This is a genomic window from Bacteroides sp. Phil13 (assembly GCF_001940965.1).
Classification (GTDB): domain Bacteria; phylum Bacteroidota; class Bacteroidia; order Bacteroidales; family Bacteroidaceae; genus Bacteroides; species Bacteroides intestinalis.
The window spans coordinates 119,335-134,817 of sequence record NZ_MSHA01000050.1 but is presented as its reverse complement, the minus strand read 5'-3'; the positions used below and the strand labels follow the sequence as shown (position 1 = coordinate 134,817).

Here is a 15,483-nt window from a genome sequence, read left to right as displayed (position 1 = left end):
TTACACTCATTATAATTGATGTTGCGGCCATACTAAATATGAATGAGGTACGAGGTTGATTGAATACCTCGATAAAAGAACCTAGTGTGGAGAATGTTATAATCACTCCTAACAGTAGAGAAACCAAGTAGTTTATGACTTTTTTCATATCAAGAATCCTGTGTTATAAATGTCCGTGTCTAAACAGAATGTAGTGCAAGTCTGCTGGATATTTCTTTTGGTTTAAAATCAAATCAGTTGAAACAGCTTAGACTTTTCCTATGATGTATTTAGATCTAAAGGCTAACTACCTTTTGAGCAAAAGTATAGGCATATTGATTAGTGTGCAAATTTATATCCTTAAAAGATAATGGTTTAGCTAATTTTGGATTCGTTTTAGCTAAAACTGGATTTTTGTGTTTTGTTTTTGATTGTTTTAAAGGAGGAAAAGGTTGTTTTCTGTAATTTGCGGATATTTATCTACCATGTTTCTTGACTAATAAATATTTGTTTGCCTTTTCGGAAAAAGAAAGGAAGTTCTTCTTTGCCATGATCTAAATTTCGTAACCAATATATAGTTCCACTAGGGACAGAATCAAAATCTATATAGTTATATCTGGAGCATGCTGTTTCGTGTTCTATCCATTTGTTTTTATCAAAATAGAGCAACTGATAATTATTATTGGGTTCTATTCCATTTCTGGCATTTCTTGGATATAACTGTAATGCTCTAACACATACTGGCGGGGCAAACTCTATACCAAACCAACTTGATTCAATATAAGAATCTAGATTTCCGTCACATGCCTGAAGATAGAGAGGGCCTGATTTGATCGGTGCTCCTTTCACTTTCATATATGGATTGATTGCAGGAGCATAACATTGTAATGAGTCAAAGATGGGTAATGTACTTGGAAGTGTATAAATGTGTTTACTATCTTTGGTAGCCAGAAATTCATATTCGGCAATATTAATAGAAGACTTGTCTTTTGTCTGTAACTTATAGTATCGGTATTCCTTATTATTATCTATTTTATATTTCTGCCAATAGGGGGCAGGAGGGGTAGGTAGCACATATAATGTGTCGTAAGGATCTTCTATTTTGTTAGTGGCTAGTAAAAGTGCTCCTTTTATATTGTTCCGATAGTTTTCTAAGTGTGGTTTGGGAGGGTATTTACGTAACAAATGTATAGAAATTCTTTTTTGGTGATTACAATTAATTGTTTCTTTATGAAATTTTCCTGTTGTGGAATCCTGGCGTATCATAAAAGCCATATCAAACTGAATTGATTTCCCATTATTGTCTATATATGTAGGGAAAAAAAGTGTATTTATAGGTATCTTGTGATAGTGGACTACTTGTTTTATAGAATCGATACTCCCCCAAGCGACTGGATTAAGTCCTTGGGTATTAAAAAGAGATAAATAAGCAAGATTATTTCCTTTTATTGGAGGTGCTGGCAAACTTATATCTGTACAAACATGATAATTAGGAGTTACATCCATAATTGTTGCTTTATTGAAAACGGCAGGAATTTCTTCTTTTTCAGTTTTCAGGAAATAAGGCGTATCTTTCTGAACTCCGAATGTCATGCGATATACTTTACTGGCATATTTTAAACTTAATTCCCAATCTTCTCCTAAGTTATTATAAGGTGGAGTATAGGGCTGGAAAGTAAAAGTTGAATCAGGAGAGCTGCACCAATAATGCCTGCTATCTTTATCAATCCATTGAGGGGTGAATTCGTAGACAATGGGTATTCCGCATGCACGGAAAATGTTGCAGGTTATGGTTGCCAAGTTATGACAATCCATTTTGAATGTAGGGAGAAAAAGATCATAAGTTCCAATATGAGTGTTGGTATTTATGCGTTTATTCAGGCTTTTTTGTAACCTGACATATTTTTTATATAGCTCGATAGGTTTACGTATGTTATCCATTCCATCATGGGAAAGATTATTATACATCATTTTGCGTAAATCCATCTTATCATAGACTAATGCTTCGTTTACGGTACGATAGGGAAGAATCCATTCTTTAAATTCATCAAAACTGAGATTTCTAAGTAGAGGAGAATGATGCCATTCTTCAAATGCTGCATCAATATTAAGGATTAAGAAATCTTTTGTTAGAATTTCAATATCTTTCTGCCCAATTGTTGTTTTTGGGGGAAGCAATGTCGCATATTCGGCAGCTAATATTTGTTGTATAGAATCGTTTATATTGATATTGGGATTTACTTGGTAGATTGAATCTATTTTGCTGAAATAGTGGGAGTAAGTAGAAGGAATGCTTAGCGAGACATCGCTTTTGTGATAAGGCATATTAGCTATTAAAAAACAAGCTGCTGCATATTTCTCTGAATCCTTACTTTTATAATGTTCTAAAACTGCAATTAGGTTTTCTCTGTTGTTTCCAGCTGACAGTAAAGCTTTCTCTACTTCTTTTGGGTAATGTCCGCATGAAGTTAACAAAAGTATATAGACTATATATGCAAATTTCTTTATTAGTGGATGCATGACATATAATAATAGTTATTCCTAAATAGATATTTCCTTAGTTCGTAGCCGTTGAAGCGTCCGATACCCAGCCTCGCACCTATCCATACATATCCTTTCTCCTGACTTACAACCAGGCAGCGGACCGAAGAGGACAGGCCGTTTTGCGTACTTATCTGCTGGAAAGCGTATTGTTTATTGCCGGCTGCCTTATCCGGAAAGAGCGATAATAGGAACAATACTAGTGTGGTTAACATGGTTTTTCTCATGGTGTTGTGCAAAGATTGGAACAAAAATAAACTTTTGTATCGAACCATACAAAACAAAAGGCAGGAATCTGATGGAAAGAAACTCCAATTTTGTCTATTTTTAGCTCCAAATTTGGCTATACCCCTGCAGGAAGGCTGTAGGTAGTCAATTTTGGATTTAGTAATAGTGATTATTGTACCGGTGCTCCTTCTGTTTCGCTTTACATTTGCATCGAAATCAATGTTAACAATAGTCTTTACTAATTTAAATTTAATTCTATGAGACAGAAGCTATTTAATGTTTTTCTAACATGTCTGTTCTGCTTGACAACTACTGCTGCCGCTTTTGCACAGCAATCTGTCAAAGTAACAGGTAAAGTGATTGACAACGCCAATGAAGGTGTACCCGGTGTCAATGTACAAGTAAAAGGAGGATCGCTTGGGACGATTACCGATATTGACGGTAATTATAAGATTGATGTCCCCAACTCTAAATCAGTATTAGTTTTTTCTTTTATTGGTTATGTAACGCAGGAAATATCTGTGGGAAATCAGACTGTAATCAATGTATCTTTAAAAGATGATACGCAGTTGCTGGATGAAGTGGTAGTTGTCGGTTACGGTACTGCAAAGAAGAGTGATGTGACTGGTGCCACGAAAAGTCTTCGTCCTGATGCTAATGATGCTTCTAAAGCGTCATCTTTAAATAATCTTTTGCAAGGAAAAGTGGCAGGTCTGAATGTTAGTGCAACCATGTCTACTCCAGGTGCAGCCACATCTGTGACCATTCGTGGTGCCAACTCTCTTCGTGGTGACAATCAGCCGCTATATGTTATTGACAATATTCCTCAATCTTCAACAGGTGAATTTGCAGCATCTGCAATGGGTGGCAGTGACTTTCAGATTGCCCAGGATCCGCTGAGTGCCTTGAATCCAGCGGATATTGAAGACATAACAGTGTTGAAGGATGCTTCTGCAACAGCTATTTATGGTTCGCGCGGTGCTAATGGTGTAATCCTTATTACTACAAAGAAAGGTAAGGCAGGAAAGGCTAAAGTGAATGTAACAGCTAACTTTACAATAGCAAATGCACGTAATCTGCATGATATGATTAATCTGAATGAATTTGCTACTTATGCCAATATGAAAGTGAATCCGGGTGAAGAAAAATATTATCCTCAGGCAAACGGAGAAATGCGTTACGTATATGGAGAGAATCTGGACAGCTATAAGGCAGATCCTACCAATCCGGCAAACTACCGGGTGATTAACTATGTAGACTGGCAGAAAGAAGCATATATCTCTGCCTTGTCTCAGATTTATTCGGCTTCTGTCAGTGGTGGTTCTGATGCTGTGCAATATTATGTTTCTGCAAACTTCAAGAATATCAAAGGTATTGTAGAAAATACTGGAATCAAGCAAGGTGACTTGCGCTTGAACCTGACAGCTAACTTGTCGAAGGCGGTGAAACTGACCCTCAACATGAATGGTTCATTACAGCAAAATGATATGATGACCGGTGGTAATACAACCGGAGGCGTTGCTGGCTCTTTGGCACGTACGGTGTTGGATACTGCTCCCTATCGCACTCCGTCGGATGACCCGTCGTTGTTGGATAATATGGATGCGAAGACAAATGTGGATAGTTGGAAGAATGACTATGATGACATCATAAACGATAAGAAGTTCAATGCAAGTGCTGATTTGCTTTGGAAGATAAACAAACATTTCTCTTATAATCTTCGTGCCGGTGGTGGCGTTTCTGTTAATGACCGTAATCGTTGGTATGGTATGACATTGACTATTGGTGCTAATGATGAAGGCGTATTGGCTGTTTCCAACACAGATAAGTCTAACTATAGTATTGAGAATATCCTGAATTACAATGTTGATCTGACTAAGAAAATTCATTTGGATGCAACGGCCGGTCTGACTTATGATGTCCATACCTTCCTGAACAAGAATGTAAAGGGTACCCGTTTCTCTAACTTCGATTTACGTACGAAAGGTTTGCATCTGGCTTCAATTATTAAACATGACCAGCCGACTCAGAAAGATTATCAGTTACTTTCTTATCTGGGTCGTGTGAATCTCTCTGCCTATGATAAATATCTGTTGACGGCCTCTTTACGTGCTGATGGTTCAAGTAAGTTCAAAAAAGGTAAGCGTTGGTCTTATTTCCCTTCTTTCTCAGCTGCATGGCGCATTGAACAGGAAGAATTCGTTAAAGATATTAAATGGTTGAGCCAACTGAAAGTACGTGCCGGTTATGGTGTGACGGGTAATCAAGGAATTGATCCTTATGCCACATTCTCTGATTATTCGCAGATTATAGACTATGCTCAGGCTACGGGTGACCGTTTATTGGCAATGGCTGTAAGTAACTTACAGAATGATGGTTTGAAATGGGAACGTACTTCTTCATGGAATGCGGGTATTGATTTCGGATTCTTCAACGGACGTCTTTTTGGTACGGTAGATGTGTATACGAAAAAAACGAATGATTTGCTGATAAAACGTAATTTACCGGCTTCCAGTGGGTTTGCCAATGTAATGGTGAACCAAGGTTCTTTGACAAATAAGGGTATTGAGTTTTCTTTGGATGGAGAAATTCTGCGTAATTCCAAAGGATGGAGTTGGAGCCTTGGTGCCAATATCGGTTTCAATAAGTCTAAAATTGGAGACCTGGGATTTGAACCAACCGATTTCGGTATGCTGAAAAACGTGCGTGGTTATGAAGGTGCAGCTATTAGTGACCATTTTGGCATTGCAAATTTGTTTATTGCAGGTATGGCTCCGGGTATATTTTATGGTTATAAAACGCAGGGAATCATTCAACCGGAAGATATTGTAAATGGTGAGGTGTCTTATATTGCGGCTGATGGTACTACTAAAACTTATAAGAGTTCTACTGCCAATGATATGACCCCCGGTAGCATTAAATGTATTGATATGAATGAAGATGGTGTGGTAGACGAAAAGGATAAAGACATGCTCGGTGATCCGAATCCTGACTTTACCTATGGTTTCAATACCCGCATTACCTGGAAAGATATTTCTTTGTCTGCTACCTTTAACGGTGTATATGGTAATGATATCCTGAACTCGAATATTCGTTACTATACGCCATCTAAACAAGCAGGTAATCTGACTCGTGAGGCTTATCAGGGCATGTGGACGGAAGCCAATCATTCTAACCTTTACCCTGCTGCTACAACGAATATAAAGAATGTGGTTTATGACCGTTATATTGAAGATGGTAGTTTTCTGCGTTGCTCTGATATTACATTGAATTATGTATTGCCTAAAACTTGGATGAAGAAGATAGGATTTGAGAATACAAGTGTGTTTGCTTCTGTGAAAAATGCTTTCGTTATCACTAGCTATAGCGGCTATGATCCTGAAATCAATAGTTTCGCATTTGAAGGCCTTCGCCCGGGTATCGATATGAATGCTTTCCCGAGCATGCGTTCATTTGTGTTTGGATTAAATGTTACTTTCTAAGTGGTTAACTGATAAATTTGATTGAGATATGAAAAAATTTAAATATATATTATTAGTTGCAGGCGCATTGTCATTTAGTGCTTGTGAATCATGGCTGGACGAAGACCCCCAGTATACAGTGAACTCGAAGAACCAATTCAGTACGGCAGAGAATGCACAGCGTGCTCTTTTAGGATGCTATGGTTATATGAGTGCTGATAATGCTTATGGACAAGCATGGCAAGAGGTTATGATGGGATATAGTGGCTTTGGCTATCCTCAGACGAATGGATCATCGGCAGATTTGTTGGCATCTATGAAGGGAAAACCAATTGATGAAACCCTCAACGGCATGGCATGGAAAGGTATGTATAAGGTGATAGGTGAGGTGAATGCTTTTGTTGCAAATGTTGAAGGAAGTCCTTTGGATGGAGCAATAAAAACTAAAATGGAGGCGGAAGCCCGTTTCCTACGTGCATTGGCTTACTACAATTTGGCAGTCGTTTACGGAGATGTCCCATTGAAGACTACTTCTTCGGCTCATGATGCGCTGGAAATACCTTGTTCTCCAAGAGCGACAGTCTATGAACAAGCGCGTACAGACTGGGAGTTTGCTTATGAAAATTTGCCGGAAACATCTGATGACGGCTTTGCAAACAAGTATGCTGCAAAAGCATATCTGGGTAAGTTGTATTATACTTTAGCTTGTCAGGGAGATGAAGGAGCATGGGCACAAGCAAAAGCTTGTTTTGATGAGGTATATGGCAAATATGCATTGGAACAGAATTTTGGCAATTTATTTGCCAACTATGTGCAAGGCTCAAAAGAGGCTATCTTTCAGCTCAATTTTGCTTTGGCTGGGTCCAGTACACGTAATAGAGGCAGTTGGCTGATTGCGCCGGCTGGTGCAACTAATGGACAGAGTTTCGGACGAATCCGTGCTTCTAAAGTGTTGCTTGATTACTTTATGGCTACGTATCCGGGTGATCCCCGCATTGATGTTTCTTATTTGTCTAACTGGAAAACTTATAAAGGTGTGGGACAAGGTCCGAAACCTCTGGAAGAACCGATTGCAACTCCGCGTGACTCCGGTTATTCTTATCCCTATTTTACCTATACTATACCGGGAGAAGAAATACCTGCTGGTTGGAAAAAGGTTAAACTGTATGTTGCCAAATTACCTTATGAAAAATTTGCTAATCCGGCATCTCCTACTATGGAAGAGATTAATGCCATCATTGGCGATGCCACTACCGGTTATCAGAAAGGTTTGAAAGGCTTTATTGAAAACTGTACGCAGAAACCTTCTGTTAACACGCAGTCATGGCCTTACTATAAGAAAGCATTTGATCCGGAGCAGAGCGGAAATAATAGCCATAAGAACTTGATTATTTATCGCTATGCGGATTTACTACTGATGATGGCAGATGTTTATAATGAATTGGGTGATAAGGGTAAAGCGATAGATTTGGTAGATGAAGTGTTGGCAAGAGCTCGTCGTTCAGGCACTACTGTTTCTGCCCAACCTGCAAGATGGGACTCTAGCTTGACAAAAGAACAAATACGTGAGAAAATCTTCTTTGAACGTTTACTGGAAGGAGCCGGTGAACCGGAGATGTATCAGAATATGCGTATGCGGGGTACCGAGTTCTTTAAGAAAGCACTGGAATTGAATAATAATCATGGTATCATCAAGGAGAGTGTAGCCAAAAATCCGCAGGGTAATGGCAACTGGGGAGAACGTATTTTTAATAATGGAAACCTAAATGATCCGGACTTCCTGAAGAAAAATCTGCTGTTGCCGATACCGAAGGAGGAAATCGATACGAACTCGGCTTTGGACTACACGGATAATAACTTCGGTTATTTTTAATGTGACGAATTGGTTTTTTCAATAGGCTAATATAACCTAACATTTCGGAAGCAGACAGCGCATCTTGTCTGTTCTGCTTCCGGTTTTGTCTTCGCTGCTTTTAATTTTGTCTTTTTGTTGCTTTAGATATACCCGAAATGGTGAATTTTGGATATGATAAAGATATTCTTGAACATTGCTCTTATCCATTACGCGTACTTTTGGGCAATTAAACTACTAAAGATTTCCGACCATGAAAAACTTACAATCAGGATTACTCTATTCCCTGACCGGTGCCGCTGCTGTGGCATCCTTGGCCTCATGCTCTGCCCAAAAGAAGGCTGAAGAGCAGGAGCAATACAACATTGTATACATCATGACGGATGACCATACAGCCCAGATGATGAGCTGCTATGACCACCGTTATATGGAAACACCGAACCTGGACCGCATTGCTGCCGATGGAGTACGTTTCACCAACAGTTTTGTTGCCAACTCATTGAGCGGACCCAGCCGTGCCTGTATGATTACGGGCAAGCACAGTTGTGCCAATAAATTCTACGACAACACCACTTGCGTGTTCGATGCTTCACAGCAGACATTTCCTAAACTCTTGCAACAAGCCGGTTATGAAACAGCCCTCATTGGTAAATGGCACCTCGAAAGCCTGCCTACCGGCTTCAACTATTGGGAGATTGTGCCCGGACAGGGCGATTATTATAACCCGGCTTTCATCACCCAGGATAATGATACGATACAGAAACATGGTTATGTAACGAACCTCATCACCGATGACGCCATCAACTGGATGGAGAATCAGCGGGATAAGGACAAACCATTCTGTATCCTGATCCATCACAAGGCCATCCACCGCAACTGGCTGGCAGATACCTGCAATCTGGCACTTTATGAGGATAAAACTTTCCCGTTGCCGGACAACTTCTTTGACGGTTATGAAGGACGCCCCGCTGCTGCGGCACAGGAGATGAGCATCGTGAAGGATATGGATATGATTTACGACCTCAAGATGCTGCGCCCCGACAAAGAAAGCCGCTTGAAGTCCATGTACGAGAAATACATCGGTCGCATGGACGAAGGACAGCGTGCCGCATGGGATAAATTCTACGGACCTATCATTGATGACTTCTATAAGAAGAATCCGCAAGGCAAGGAACTTGCCAACTGGAAGTTCCAACGCTACATGCGCGACTATATGAAGACCGTGAAGTCTCTGGACGACAACGTGGGGCGCGTGCTGGATTATCTGAAAGAAAAAGGTCTGGATGATAATACGCTCGTGGTTTACACCTCCGATCAGGGCTTCTATATGGGCGAGCATGGTTGGTTCGACAAGCGCTTCATGTACGAAGAGTCCATGCGTACTCCATTGATTATGCGTTTGCCGAAAGACTTTCAGCGTAAAGGGGATATTGACGAAATGGTGCAGAACATTGACTACGCACCTACCTTCCTTGAACTTGCCGGAGTGGAAGTGCCGGAAGATATTCAGGGCGTTTCCCTGATGCCACTGCTGAAAGGAGAGAAACCTGCCGACTGGCGAAAGGCTTTGTACTATCACTTCTACGAATATCCTGCCGAGCACATGGTGAAACGCCATTATGGTGTGCGCACCGACCGCTACAAACTGATTCATTTCTATAATGATATCGATGAATGGGAACTGTATGACTTGCAGGCCGACCCCACCGAGATGCGCAACATCTACGGACAAGCGGGGACGGAAGAAATCATCAAAGACCTGAAAGCGCAACTAACCGCATTGCAGGAACAATATAATGATCCTGTACGCTTTTCGCCCGAGAGAGATAAAGAATGAGTTTTTAATAGCTAATGAGAAAGACCTTATGAAAAATAGAACTATTTATGCACTGGTGTGCCTGCTGCTTCTGGCAGTAGCAAACATCCAGGCTGATAACTTGACACAATCCATTTCCTTAGTTCCCTGCCCGGTCAGTATAGTGCCGGGCACGGGTAACTTTCATTTCTCTGCAAAAACAACCTTTGCTGTGGAGAACGAGGAACAAGCTGTAGAAGTACGCCGCTTTACTGCACTTCTTATCCATGCGGCAGGTTTTACTCCCCGTATAAAGGTGGGAAGCAAGAAAGGAGACATCTGTCTGACTACGGATGCCTCTTTGAAGAGCGAATCCTATAAACTGGAGATTACGTCCAAGAGAATAAACATTCATGCTGCCGATGTGCAAGGTTTCTTCTATGCCCTGCAAAGTATCCGACAATTGCTGCCCGCCGCCATTGAGACGGCTTCGGCTCCGGCATCAACATTGGCTTCCCCTTCAACCTTGGCCAACATCGACTGGACAGTTCCGGCAGTCACCATCACCGACCAGCCCCGTTTCGGCTATCGCGGATTGTTGGTGGACGTGGCACGGTTCTTCTCCCCTAAGGAGAACCTGCTGCGTATCATCGACTGCATGGCGATGCTGAAACTGAATAAACTGCATTTCCATCTGACGGATGACAACGGCTGGCGCATTGAAATCAAGAAATATCCCGAACTTACGGAGATAGGTTCCCGCCGTGTAGACCGTCCGGGCAAGAACTTTCCCGACCGCCGAAATCCCCGTCAGGGCGAGCCTACGGTAGAAAAGGGATACTATACGCAGGAAGAGATTCGTGAGATAGTGGCCTATGCCGGGGAACGCCACATCGAAGTGATTCCCGAGATAGAAATGCCGGCGCATAGCAATGCCGCACTGGCTGCTTATCCGTTGCTGGCGTGTCCGGTGGTGAATAAATATATCGGCGTGTTGCCCGGTTTGGGTGGAGAGAACGCCGATGTCATCTTCTGTGCCGGAAACGATAGTGTATTCACTTTCCTGCAAGATGTGCTGGATGAGGTACTCGAACTTTTTCCGTCGAAGTATATCCATTTGGGTGGAGATGAGGCTCGCAAGACGCATTGGGAAGCGTGTCCGTTGTGCCAGGCGCGGATGAAAGAGGAGAAACTGGCGAATGAAGAAGAACTGCAAGGCTACTTCATGGGTCGCGTGGCGCGCTATGTGCAGGGCAAAGGCCGTGAGGTGATAGGCTGGGATGAGCTGACGAACGCTACTATCCCCGACGACTTCATCATCCTAGGCTGGCAGAAGTATGGCGAAGCGGCGGTGAAAGCTGCCGAACTGGGACATCGTTTCGTCATGACGCCCGCCCGGATTATGTATCTCATCCGCTATCAGGGCCCGCAATGGTTTGAGCCGTTGACGTATTTCGGAAACAATACCTTGAAGGATGTATACGACTACGAACCGATACAAAAAGACTGGTCGCAGCATACCGCTTCCCTGTTGATGGGGGTGCAGGCGTGTATGTGGACGGAGTTCTGCAATGCTCCCGAGGATGTGGACTACCTGCTTTTCCCCCGCCTCTCCGCATTGGCGGAGGTGGCCTGGACGCGGCCGGAACGCAAGGACTGGAAGGCGTATCTGGCGGCTATGGATGGCTTTAACGAACATCTGGCGGCGAAGGGCATCGTCTACGCCCGTTCCATGTACAACATCCAGCAGACGGTGACACCCCGTGACGGCCGTCTGGAAGTGAAGTTGGATTGCATCCGCCCGGATGTGGAGGTGCGCTACACGATGGATGGCAGTCAGCCCACGGCACAGTCCGCCCTCTACGTTCGGCCATTGATGCTCACGGGTACGAAAACTATAAAGGCCGCCACTTTCTCCGCAGGCAAGCAGATGGGACAAACGCTGGAACTGCCCGTCGGGTGGAATCCGGCAACGGCCCGGGCAATAAAGAGCATCGGTGCCGACAACATCGGCCTGCTGGTGAATGGTGTGCGTGGAAGTCTGAAATATACCGACTCCGAATGGTGCTCGTGGATGAAGAACGATACCGTTTCCTTCACTCTTGATTTGAAGAAGCCTGAAGCGGTGGCGCGGCTCACGCTGGGTTCCATCACCAACTACGGCATGGCGGCGCATAAACCCGCAAGGATAGAAGTGCTGGTTTCGGCGGATAATAAAGACTTCCGCAAGGTCTCCGGGAAGTCGTTTACGAAGGAGGAAATCTTCCGCGAAGGTACTTTCCGCGAGGATATTCCGTTTGAGATAGGAGAGAAGGCACGCTACATCCGCGTCGTGGCATACGGGGCAGGCCTATGTCCTTTCACCCACGTGCGCCCGGGGCAGGAAGCCCGCATCTATTTCGACGAAGTCATCGTGGAGTGACGACGACGCGCCGGGAGCTCTCGCGGTCCCCGCCAACTGGTTTGTTGGCACCAAATGAGCTCAATCCTTAACGGATGTGAACTTTTTGTCCCCCCGGAAGCGCTCCATCCTCAACAAATCACCTTACTAACAGCAAGACGGATATGAAAAAGAACCTATTTTTGAGTTTGATAGCCCTCTGCCTCCTTCCCGTCGCCCTCGCGGCGCAGCCGGAGTGGCAGAGCCAGTACGCCATCGGAAAGAACAAGCTGGAGCCGCACGCCTACGTGTGGTCCTACGAAACGGCGGATGCCCTGCGCAGCGGCAACTACGAACAGTCACCTTACTATATGAGCCTGAACGGTACATGGAAATTCCATTGGGTGAAGAACCCCGACCTCCGACCGAAGGATTTCTATAAACCTTCTTTCTACACCGGCGGCTGGGCGGACATCAACGTCCCCGGCAACTGGGAACGTCAGGGATACGGCACCGCCATTTACGTGAACGAAACCTACGAATTTGACGACCCCCTGTTCAACTTCCGCAAGAACCCGCCGCTGGTTCCTTACGAAGAGAATGAAGTAGGCTCCTACCGCCGCACCTTCACCCTGCCCGCCGACTGGCGCGACCGCCGCATCGTGATTTGCTGCGAAGGCGTGATTTCTTTTTATTACATCTGGGTGAACGGCCATCAGTTGGGTTACAACCAAGGTTCCAAGACTCCTGCCGAATGGGATATCACCGACTATGTCAAAGAAGGCGAGAACACCGTCGCGCTTGAAGTGTATCGCTGGAGCGCCGGTGCCTATCTGGAGTGTCAGGACATGTGGCGTTTGAGTGGCATTGAGCGCGATGTCTACCTCTACAGCACCCCCCGCCGCTTCATCTCCGATTATAAAGTGACTTCTTCCCTGGATAAACAGACGTACAAAGAAGGGCTTTTCGCTCTTGAAGCCACTGTTGAAGGGGCGGCAACCGGCGCCTCCACTTTGGAGTATACGCTGGAAGACCCTTCCGGAAAAACAATCCTGAAAAAAGAAATCCCGGTAAAGAGCCGTGGCTTGAGTAATTTTGTTACTTTTGACGAACAGACTCTTCCGGAAGTGAAACGTTGGAGCGCGGAACATCCCAACCTTTACTCGCTGACACTGGCCCTGAAGAATGACGCCGGACAAGTGACACACCTGACAGGGGGCAACGTCGGCTTCCGCACTTCCGAAATCAAGGACGGACGCTTCTGCATCAACGGCGTGCCCGTGTTGGTGAAAGGCGCCAACCGTCACGAACACTCCCAACTGGGGCGCACCGTCAGCCGTGAACTCATGGAACAAGATATCCGCCTGATGAAACAACATAACCTGAACACCGTGCGCAATTCGCATTATCCCACCCACCCGTATTGGTATCAGCTTTGCGACCGCTACGGACTTTATGTGATAGATGAAGCAAACATCGAATCGCACGGTATGGGATACGGCCCCGCTTCTCTCGCCAAAGACACCACCTGGCTGCCCGCTCACATGGACCGCACCCGGCGCATGTACGAGCGCAGCAAGAACCACCCCGCCATCGTCATCTGGTCCCTCGGCAACGAAGCGGGCAACGGCGTCAACTTCGAACGCACCTACGACTACATGAAGTCCATCGAGCGCACCCGCCCCATCCAGTACGAGCGCGCCGAGCAGAACTACAACACCGACATCTACTGCCGCATGTACCGCAGCGTGGACGAACTTCTTGCTTATGCCCGCCAGACAGAACCAAAAGTCTACCGTCCCTTCATCATGACCGAATATCTGCACGCTATGGGCAATAGCTGTGGCGGACTGCGCGAATACATGGAAGTCTTCGAAACCGAACCCATCGTACAGGGCGGTTGCATTTGGGACTGGGTAGACCAGTCGTTCCGCGAAATAGATGCCGATGGTCGCTGGTACTGGACTTACGGCGGCGACTACGGACCCAAAAACATCCCCAGCTTCGGCAACTTCTGCTGCAATGGCTTGGTGAATGCTGTTCGTGAACCACATCCGCATTTGCTCGAGGTGAAGAAGGCTTATCAATATATCAAAGCGAAACTGGTAGATAGTAAGAAACTAACCCTGAGTATCAAGAACTGGTACGACTTCACCAATCTCAACGCTTACACACTGCATTGGCAGGTGGTGGGCGACGATGGCCGGGTGATTGCCGACGGTACACGTCAGGTAGATGCCGCCCCGCATGCTACGGTGGAAGTGACATTGGGTGCCGTGCGCCTGCCTGCTGACGTCCGCGAGGCTTGGCTCAATCTGCGCTGGACACCTGTTGAGGCTGCTCCGTTCATTGGTACGGATTATGAAGTGGCCTACGACCAGTTCCCCCTCGCCGGAAACCGGAACTACCGTGCTCCTGAGGCGAAACTCTCCGGTAAAGTGGAGATGGACATCGACCCCGTGACGGGAGCGTTAAGCTCCTATATATATAAAGGTGAAGAAATGCTGGCTTCTCCCGTGATGTTGAGCCTCTACCGCCCTGCTACGGATAATGACAATCGTGAAAAAGTGGGTGGTGCCAAGGCTTGGAAGAAAGTCGGACTGGATAAACTGACGCAACGCGCCCTTTCGGTCAAGACTTCTGCCCGTGGCGGACGCAGTGAAGTGGAACTGCTGAATGTCCGTAATGAGCGTCTCGGTACTGCCACCTTCATCTATACGTTGAAGAAAGATGGAGCGCTGGATGTGCAGACGCATTTCGTTCCCGATACGGCTGTTGTTACTTCATTGGCACGTGTGGGACTTACTTTTGAGATGCCTGATGCTTATAGCCGGGTCGCTTATCTGGGACGCGGGGAACATGAAACGTATATTGACCGTAATGAGTCCGGCCGTATCGGTGTTTATCATACGGATGTAGAACGTATGTTCCACTATTATGTCCGTCCGCAGGCTACGGGAAATCGTACGGATGTCCGTTGGATGCAACTTGCTGATGAAGCAGGCGAGGGGTTGGCTTTCCGTTCCGACGTTCCGTTCCAGTTCAGTGTCATTCCTTTCACGGATGAATGTCTGGATACGGCGACGCATATTAATCAGTTGCGACGCGAAGGAGTTGTGACCGTGCATCTGGATGCTGAGCAGGCGGGTGTGGGAACGGCAACCTGCGGTCCCGGCGTATTGCCGCAATACCGGGTGCCTGTGCAGGAATACAAGTTCCGGTTCACAATCCGTCCATTGAAGTAATA

6 protein-coding genes and 1 pseudogene are annotated in these 15,483 nt (G+C 45.3%); 5 read left to right on the top strand and 2 right to left on the bottom strand.

What is annotated here, in order from left to right; translation table 11 throughout:
- Positions 1–459: 459 nt before the first annotated feature.
- Together BWI44_RS09955 and BWI44_RS09950 are read right to left on the bottom strand one after the other, a co-directional pair.
- Positions 460–2,499 (bottom strand): hypothetical protein, encoded by a 2,040-nt coding sequence (locus BWI44_RS09955; RefSeq protein ID WP_195208706.1) that lies wholly within the window; start codon positions 2,497–2,499, stop codon positions 460–462.
- 17 nt (positions 2,500–2,516) lie between these two features.
- Positions 2,517–2,735: pseudogene (locus BWI44_RS09950) on the bottom strand (hypothetical protein); the annotation flags it as partial.
- A gap of 270 nt (positions 2,736–3,005) precedes the next feature.
- Between BWI44_RS09950 and BWI44_RS09945 the strand changes: the two are divergent.
- The 5 genes from BWI44_RS09945 (at position 3,006) to BWI44_RS09925 (ending at position 15,481) form a co-directional block, all read left to right on the top strand.
- A complete protein-coding gene (locus BWI44_RS09945; RefSeq protein ID WP_195208708.1) occupies positions 3,006–6,230 on the top strand; it encodes a SusC/RagA family TonB-linked outer membrane protein in 3,225 nt (1,074 codons plus the stop codon).
- A gap of 28 nt (positions 6,231–6,258) precedes the next feature.
- A complete protein-coding gene (locus tag BWI44_RS09940; RefSeq protein WP_286813158.1) occupies positions 6,259–8,082 on the top strand; it encodes a RagB/SusD family nutrient uptake outer membrane protein in 1,824 nt (607 codons plus the stop codon).
- A 232-nt stretch (positions 8,083–8,314) separates the two neighbouring features.
- Positions 8,315–9,898 carry a sulfatase family protein gene (locus BWI44_RS09935; protein ID WP_286813156.1) on the top strand — a complete coding sequence of 528 codons (1,584 nt, stop codon included), beginning with the start codon at positions 8,315–8,317 and terminating at the stop codon, positions 9,896–9,898.
- A 28-nt stretch (positions 9,899–9,926) separates the two neighbouring features.
- Entirely contained in the window at positions 9,927–12,278 is a 2,352-nt protein-coding gene (locus tag BWI44_RS09930) for a glycoside hydrolase family 20 protein (RefSeq protein ID WP_286813154.1), read from the top strand.
- A gap of 143 nt (positions 12,279–12,421) precedes the next feature.
- Positions 12,422–15,481, top strand: coding sequence for a glycoside hydrolase family 2 TIM barrel-domain containing protein (locus BWI44_RS09925; protein ID WP_286813152.1), 3,060 nt, complete (start codon positions 12,422–12,424; stop codon positions 15,479–15,481).
- The last annotated feature ends 2 nt before the right edge of the window (positions 15,482–15,483 follow it).